General features: G+C 60.2%; 6 protein-coding genes. All 6 read right to left on the bottom strand.

All coding sequences use genetic code 11. From position 1 onward, the window contains the following. The coding region (locus AC1VAN_RS09175; protein ID WP_480985676.1) for an ArnT family glycosyltransferase at positions 1-365 on the bottom strand (365 nt) is incomplete at its 3' end. A gap of 13 nt (positions 366-378) precedes the next feature. Beyond that, entirely contained in the window at positions 379-750 is a 372-nt protein-coding gene (locus tag AC1VAN_RS09170) for a diacylglycerol kinase (protein ID WP_442251556.1), read from the bottom strand. Between the two features lie 108 nt (positions 751-858). Continuing rightward, entirely contained in the window at positions 859-2,100 is a 1,242-nt protein-coding gene (locus tag AC1VAN_RS09165; protein WP_480985675.1) for a sensor histidine kinase, read from the bottom strand. Positions 2,101-2,180: 80 nt separating this feature from the next. Then, positions 2,181-5,195 carry an efflux RND transporter permease subunit gene (locus AC1VAN_RS09160; RefSeq protein ID WP_480985677.1) on the bottom strand — a complete coding sequence of 1,005 codons (3,015 nt, stop codon included), beginning with the start codon at positions 5,193-5,195 and terminating at the stop codon, positions 2,181-2,183. A 4-nt stretch (positions 5,196-5,199) separates the two neighbouring features. Further along, positions 5,200-6,126: an efflux RND transporter periplasmic adaptor subunit gene (locus tag AC1VAN_RS09155; protein WP_480985674.1), complete on the bottom strand. Its 927-nt coding sequence runs from the start codon at positions 6,124-6,126 to the stop codon at positions 5,200-5,202. A 137-nt stretch (positions 6,127-6,263) separates the two neighbouring features. Beyond that, the gene (locus tag AC1VAN_RS09150) at positions 6,264-7,637 is read right to left on the bottom strand and encodes a TolC family protein (protein ID WP_478015693.1); all 1,374 of its coding nucleotides are present in this window, start codon (positions 7,635-7,637) and stop codon (positions 6,264-6,266) included. Positions 7,638-7,740: the final 103 nt, after the last annotated feature.

Below are 7,740 nucleotides of genomic sequence, written 5' to 3'. Positions count from 1 at the left end.
CTCCAGAGCATGGCGCCTATGCGATAGGTCATCCAAAGCGTTGCAAGCGCGGCCAGCAGCGACGGGAGAAGGAAGGCGACATTCCAGTTCCTGATGAGCGAGTAAGCACCGGCCTGCATCCACATGAAGACGGGCGGCTTCTCCGCGTACAGCTCGATTCCGCGATGCGGTAGCAACCATTGCCCCGATTCAACCATCGTCCTGGCTGCCAGTACGAAACGAGGCTCGTCAGGTGGAGCCGGGGCCCGCATCCCCAGGCCGGCAATCAAGCTGAAGACGATGGAAAAGACGATGACCCAAGTCCACCAACGCCGTGGTGAAACGGAGTCAACTCGCGTGTTCCCGGCTGCGACGGTTCCGTTCATGCTCAGGCTCTGGTCAGAGAAGCAGGATCAACAGCCACGCTGCTGCGGTCCCGATCAGAGCGACGAATACCGCAGCCGACCCCATGTCTTTGGCGCGGCCAGCAAGCTCGTGATGCTCCGGACCGTACCGTTCAATCACGGCCTCGATGGCCGAATTGAGCAGTTCAAGTGCCAGAACCATCAGAACGGTGATGATCAGAACGGCCTTTTCCAACCCGCCGTCGCCGAGAAGGAGCGCGAGCGGAATCAGGACGGCGGCGAGAACCACCTCCAGGCGAAACGAGGATTCGTGAAGCCAGGCTGCCTTCAGGCCCTGCAGTGACCATCCCAACGCCTTCAAAGTGCGCGCCGGACCTCGGGGAATGTGACCAAACTGTCCAGGCATGTCTTGGCAGATAGAGTGGAAGGGCCCCGCTTCCGCAGGTTCTTCCGCAGTCTGCTAGTGGATAGGTCGGAGTTTGGTCGGAACCCCAACCCCCAAGCGGGAGTCAGCTCACTTTGCCGCGCTGGCGGACAAGTCGACAATCGCGCGGGTCCCTTCACCCACTGGTTTGGATTCGAAGGTCAGCTTCCAGCCAAGATGCCCGCAGAGCCTGGCGATCAGCTCGAGCCCAATCCCCTGCCCATCCCGGGCCTCCCCCCTGGCCATTTTGGCGTACAGGGCACTGATTTCCTCCGGCGACATGCCGTGTCCGGGGTCCTCGATCATGACCTGCCACTGGGCATTCACCGATACACGGATAGCCCCTCGATCACTGTTCTCGATTGCGTTTCTGATCAGATTTCCAACCACCACCGACAGGACCGCGACAGGAGCCAATACTACCGGGTCGCCATCTGCGGTGACTTCGATGGTCAGCAACTTGTCGCCGCACAGATACAGATGGTCGTTGGCCAGCACGCGTACGACCTCCTTCAGATCCAGCAGTTCGCTCACTCTCTCAAGACGATCTGGGCTTTTCGCAAGGACTAAGAGAACAGAGATCAGCTCATCGACCGAGCTTGTTACCTCCTTGATGCGGATAAGCTGGTTCCGCACCGTCCGGGGAGAGGCGTTTGGGTTGGAGGCCAGATCCGCTGCTCCTCCAATGATGGCGATAGGTGTGCGCAGTTCATGGCTGACACTGTTGATGAACTGCCGCTCACGTTCGACAAACTGCTCGTTTCGCCGAATGTAATCGTTGAGGGAGTCGGTGATGACCGCCTGCTCGTAACTGGCATCGGGTCCCACCTCGATTTCCTCGCCAGGCTGCTCGGGGCTAAGGCGACGGATCCTGTTTGAGAGGTCCGTCAGCGGCTTCAGAACACGGCCCAGGCCCCAACCAACCAAGAGTCCCAACAGAAGCACCGCCAAGACGTTGGAGCCGAACATCCATAGCCCGACATTGTCTTCGTGCTTCTGGAGTTCGGTGATCTCCAGGGCCAAGACCAACTTCCGTCCACGAACCTCGCGAACCAGGATTACCTTGTCCTGGTTGCCAAGACGGACACCGTCGTGGATTCCCGGTCCGTATTTTTCAAACTCCGCGGGTATCGGTGAAGCGTCGTCCCACCCAAAGAGCTGGACCGAATCGGTGTCCGTCCATTGGTAGTTCGGGTCCTGATCTTCTCTTGCTATGAAGTGCTCGAGCTCCGATTGGAGAAGCGAACGCCAGGTGATGTCCTCGGCCTGCGAGTTGACGATCTGTCCATGAATAAAGACCGCAACGGACAGCAAGGCTGCGTAGGCAATCAACCAGAGCGAATGTCGGATCGCAGACTCAGCCCCGCCAAGTCAGCTTGGATTTCACGGCGCCTGAGCCGTGACACTTAGATTCACTGATTTCCCCTTGGGCGAGAGATCAGGCTTAACGCGGAAGGAAGAATCAGGAGTACCAAGAAGTACTGCAAAGTGAGACCAGCAATGATCGAGATCGCGAGCGGCTGCTGGATGCCTGATCCACGCCCKATCGCCATGGCCAGCGGAAGCAACGTGAGGACAGCAGCAAGCGTCGTCATCGTTATGGGACGAAGTCGACTTCGAGCCGCCTGCTCCAAGGCTTGCTTGATCGGCAAGGACTGCGCCAGCCTCTTGAACTCGCTTACCAAGAAGATGGCCATCTCCGTCGAGATTCCGACCACCATCGTCATACCCATCAGAGCAGTGATATTCAACTCCACGCCTGTGAACCAAAGCGCCATGAACACCGCAGTCGCGGACAGAGCAGACGTGAGGACCATAAGCAGTGGAGTCCAGAACTCCGCATAGAGGAGCATCAACAGAATCAGCTCGGCGAGAAACGCCGCCGCAAACACCGCCACCAATCCGGTGAACGCCTGCTGCTGTTGCTCGTACAACCCTCCCATCGCATAACGGACACCTGGGCGGAGCGTGCCAGGTTTGTCCAGCGCGGCCTTTACCGCTGCTGCCGCCGTGCCGATGCCCTGCCCTTCCAGGCGAGCCGTAACCGCAGTCATCGGCTGCAAATTGTCGCGGCCGATCTCAGGCTCGCCAGTGACTGATTCGATTGATGCGACCCTGAAGAGAGGAAAGATGTGGCCGTCGGCCGCGCGCACGGGAAGAGCCGCCAATCCCTCGCGGTCCAGCGCGATGCCGTTCCCTGCACTGACCCTGACATCCATCAGCTTGCTGGCTGTTGGTAGCTGAGCAACGACAGATCCCGTCAGTGCGGCGCTCAACGCTCTAGTAATGTCAGATGCAGTCACCGATTCCATCGCCGCCCGAACGGGATCCACTTGAACATCGAGCCCATCGCCGGCGAGATTGACACCATCTTTGACCTCAACGATCCCAGGAAGCCGGGATAGGAGTTCCGCAACCTTTTTTGCTTCAGACCTGAGCAGGGCGGGATCCTCGGCATAGAGCTTGACTTCAATCGGCTGCGGCACCGCAGTTAGATCGCCGATGAGGTCCTCGGTCAATTGAGCCATCTCGACCTCAAGACCGGGGATCCGCAGCGCAGCCAGAACCCGCAACTTGGTCATGATCTCCTCGGTGGCGAGGGTGTGATCCTGGGCCAATTTGACAAAGTAGTCGCCGTGATGCGGTTCGCCGAGATCGCCCCCGAGGCCGGTGCCAATGCGACGTGAGAAGGTCTCCACGTCCCCCACTGATCTCAGGATTTCGTCCAACTGGCGAAGTTCACGATCGGTCTCCTCCAGGGAGGTCCCCGGAGGGGTTCGGAAATCGAGCACAAAGCCGCCCTCATCCACCTTCGGCATGAAGCCACTGGGGACTTGGGTCCAGGCAAGACCACCGACGAGCAGTAGCGGGAGGACGGCCGCCAGTGCCCAGCGTGGATGGGCCAAGCAGGTCGAGAGCCATCGACTGTGGACCYTGGACATCCAACTGCCGTCTCTCTCCCCTGGATCGCTCCACTTGCCGAAATCTATGAGCCTGCGGACAAGAAGAGGAACCACCAGTAGCGTGAACAGGAAGGAGATGAACAAGGCCGCAGCCATGGTGATGGACAGGGCGCGCGAGAACTCTCCCGTGACTCCGCTCATGAAGCTTAAGGGTACGAACACCACGATGGTGGCCAGGCTTGAGCCTATCAGGGGACGCGCGAATTCCCGGGCCGCTGGAAGAACTCTGCTGGGCCCACCATCACTCGCCCCGGACTTCTGCGCAATGTGCTCGACCATGACGATCACGTCATCGATGACCAGACCCACGGCCGCAGCGATCCCACCTAAGGTCATGATGTTGAAGGTCATGCCAGCCAAACAGAGTATCAACGCGGTGACTGCAACAACCGCAGGCACTACGATCATCGCGACGAGGACGATCCGGATGCTTCGCAGAAATGCGAACAGGACCAGGCCAGCGAGAAGCAGGCCAATCAGAACAGCGTCTCGAACGCTGGCTTGAGAGTCGGACACCAGCTGACTCTGGTCGTACCAGTTCAGTAGCTTGACGTCATCGGGAAGGCTCGCCTGGGCGAGCGCATCTTTCACTTCGGACGCTATCGACAGCGCATTGCCATCGGGCTGCTGGTAGACGTTGAGCAGCACAGCAGGATGTCCGTCTTCAGACACGCGAGTCCAGACTGGCGCTGCGCCGTACCGCACCTCGGCGATATCACCAAGGTACACCGCCCCGGCAGGCCCCGCCCGAACCACAGTCTGGCGCAGCTTCTCGATCGTCTGGACGTCTGTTTGGGCGATGACCAGGGAGAGATGATCCCTGTCCTGCAGCCGGCCCACCGCGGTGATCTGCGTGGCCGAGGATACGGCTGCTGCAACATCATCCAACGACAACCCCAGAGAGCCGAGTCGGCGTAGGTCGGCGTCGATATGAACCTCTTGGGTATCCCCGCCTTGCACAGCAACCTTCGCAACCCCGGCTACCGCCGCCAGGCGAGGCGAAAGATCTAGTTGCGCGATATCCCTCAAGCGTGCCTGCGAGACTTTGGCTGACGTCAGCGCATAGGAGATGATGGGGAACACTGTCGGATCCATTCTCCGGACCTCGTAGTGGGTTCCCACTGGCAGCGAAGGCAAGACCTGCGCCATGGCGGCATCGACCAAAATGGTCGATGCGATCATGTCCCTTCCCCAACCAAAATCAATCGAGATCTGAGAGGATCCTCGGGACGAGTTTGATCTCACTGCGCGGACGCCGGGAATCGAGCGGATGGCCTCTTCTGCCGGTTTGGTGACAGACAACACCGTCTGCGCGGCAGGGCGATCCCCTGCGGAGAGATCCACGACCACTCGAGGAAAAGGGACTTGTGGAAAGAGGGTGACTGGGATTCTCGTTGAAGCCAGAATTCCCGAGAAAGCCAGAGCCAAGGCAACTAGAAGGATTGCCTGACCTTGGCGAGACACGAAGTCAACGAATCTCACTGACGTGCCCCTGCCCTGGCGTGGCAGAAGCCACCCTGATGAGCGCCCCGTCAGATAACTGATAGGCACCAGATCCCACTACGGGCTGCTCTGCACTGAGCGTGCCCGCAACCAGCAACTGATCACCCTCCCGCGGCAGCAGGCGCTTCACCGGCACCCGAACGGCCGTGCGACCCTTGACCTGGAACAGGTACGTTCCCTGCTCGTCCTCCTGAACGGCGGTACTGGGGACGCGCCAGCCGGAGACAGTGCCGGCCGACACGAACGCTTGATACTCCTGCCCCTTCATCAGGGGAGCCGAAGTGCTGACTTCCATGTCAACAAGACGGGTGACCGCATTGATGACGCTGGACGTCCGGGTCACCACCCCTTCCAAGGGCTCCCCTCCTCCGAGAGCTACCAGCTTGACGTTCTGGCCCACAAGAATTGAGGACGCATGACGAGGCTCCACGCCGCACTGGACGACCAGCGCATTGTTCCGCGAAAGCGTCAGCAACGTCGTGCCTGCCGGTGTCTTCATGCCGGGCGATACGGTCACGGAGGTCACAACGCCATCGAATGGAGCCCTCATGACCTTCTCACTGCGGCCCCCGGCGAYGGAAGAGGCGACCTGATAAGCAGCGAGTGCATCTGCGAGCGACTTGGCGGCCTGCCCGTGCTGGTCAATTGAAGCCAACTGATCGGCGAACAAGCGATCAACTCGCGATTTTTCGTTGCGAGCCGCGGACACCGCGGCCTCCGCCTGAGCCAGTGCACCACGAGCACTCTCCGACAGCTGAAAGACCCCGATGGGCTGCCCCTTACGGACCTGGTCGCCTACGGCCACCGAGACGGTCTGGACCTGCCCATCCAGGGCTTCGCTCACGGCATAGGCGCCATCGGGTGACGAGATCGCTGTGCCGTAGACCTGCATAGTCCTATCCATCTGAGCCCATGTTGCGGACGACGTCTCCACCGCAACACTGGGTCGACGTCGATCCGGGGATGGGGATCCACATCCGGTGATTACGATTGAGACCAGCGCTATGGCAAACCATCGATTCTTGCTGATCACTGGTCGGCTCCGATGGGGGATTGGGTGGTTCCATCYAAGCCATCCATGTGGGGCATACCCAGGCCGCTCAGGGTTTGAATAGCAAGGTTCTGGGCAGCGATGCTGGACTCCAGAGCGATAAGCTCCTGCTCCTTCCCGTTCTGGGCCGCTACGGCTTCGACATAGGTCAGCGCATCGATGTCATGCCGCGCGAGCGCCGCACGCAGCCTGGGTACAAGTGCACTGTCAGCGGCGAATTGTTTCGCCTTCTGCACGCGCTGTTTTTCAGCCAATCCTTGCTGGGCGATCAGCGACATCAGCTCATTCTTGGCAAAGATCAACCGAGCACGGAACTCCGCAGCCAGCTTGGCCCTTGTCGCCTGTTCGATGCTGATGCCCGCCTGGTTGTGATTGAAGATGGGAAGTTCCATGGAAACGTCCACACCCGCCGTCTTTACGTTCCCGGTATCCCGCCCATAGTTGCCACCCACAGTCATTGCCGGGAACTGCGCAAGCACCGACTGCCTGACCTTCTGCTCCTGGGATTCATAGCCGGCCCGCAGCGCAATCAAATCTGGTCGATAGGCCGCAATGTCCTCCAACCGGCCGGTCACAAGAGTGGCGTCGGTCGTGGCGATAGGAGAAGGATAGGCAATAGGGATTTCGACCTCACTCGCCAGACCAAGCAGACCCGCCAAGTCCTGTTGCTTGGTTAGCCGCAAAGTCGTCAGCAAAGCGGTCTGCTGTCTGGCGTCGGCTGAGCGCTGGCTATCCTTGACGAACGACGTCATGGAAATATCGCCCTGCTCCATTGCCACGCGGCTTCGCGCGAGCTGTTCGTCCCAAAGTCTGGAGGTCTCCGAGGCCAGCACGAGCTGCCGGCTCGCTGCAGCCAGTTCCAATGCGGTCAACTCGGCTTTGGCGGAGACCTGCCACTCCTGCCACAGAATGCCTGCATCGACCTGCGCCAGCTGCGCCTTCGCAGCGCCCACCTTGGCAGGTCGAATGATCAGCGCCTTGATGTCCTGGCCCAAGCCCAGAGCTATCGCCGGAAGCGCCCCAGCGCCGCTGAGGACACCTGCATAGCTCACCGACAGCACCGGATTGGGCAGCGCGGCGGCACTTTCCAGCTGTGCTGCCGCTATGCCGTGCTCCGCTCGTGCCGCAATCAGATCTGGGTTGCTCTGAACTGCCAGCTGTCCAATCTGCTCCAGGCTGAAGGGCTGAGACGGGCCGGCAGGCCGTGAAGCCCACGCTAGCGCGTGCGCGGGCCCGGCCTGGATGTCCAGTGGCTTGGGCTGGTATGTCGCGCAGCCCGCGAGAGCAAGGGCTGCGGCCACGACGAGCGCCAATCGGCTTAGCATCGCGCAAATCTCCATGAGGACATTCAAAGCCTAGTCCAGAGTCCATCACCGTCCGATTACCGGAACATTGGTGATTGACAACTTGACCGAATCCCTGCGGCGTTCTAAAAGGCTTTGGTGTGCATCCCGG

The sequence above is a fragment of the Stenotrophomonas sp. 05L44_2 genome (assembly GCF_056665995.1).
The sequence above is the reverse complement of the archived record's forward strand: the minus strand, read 5'-3'. Positions and strand labels throughout refer to the sequence as shown.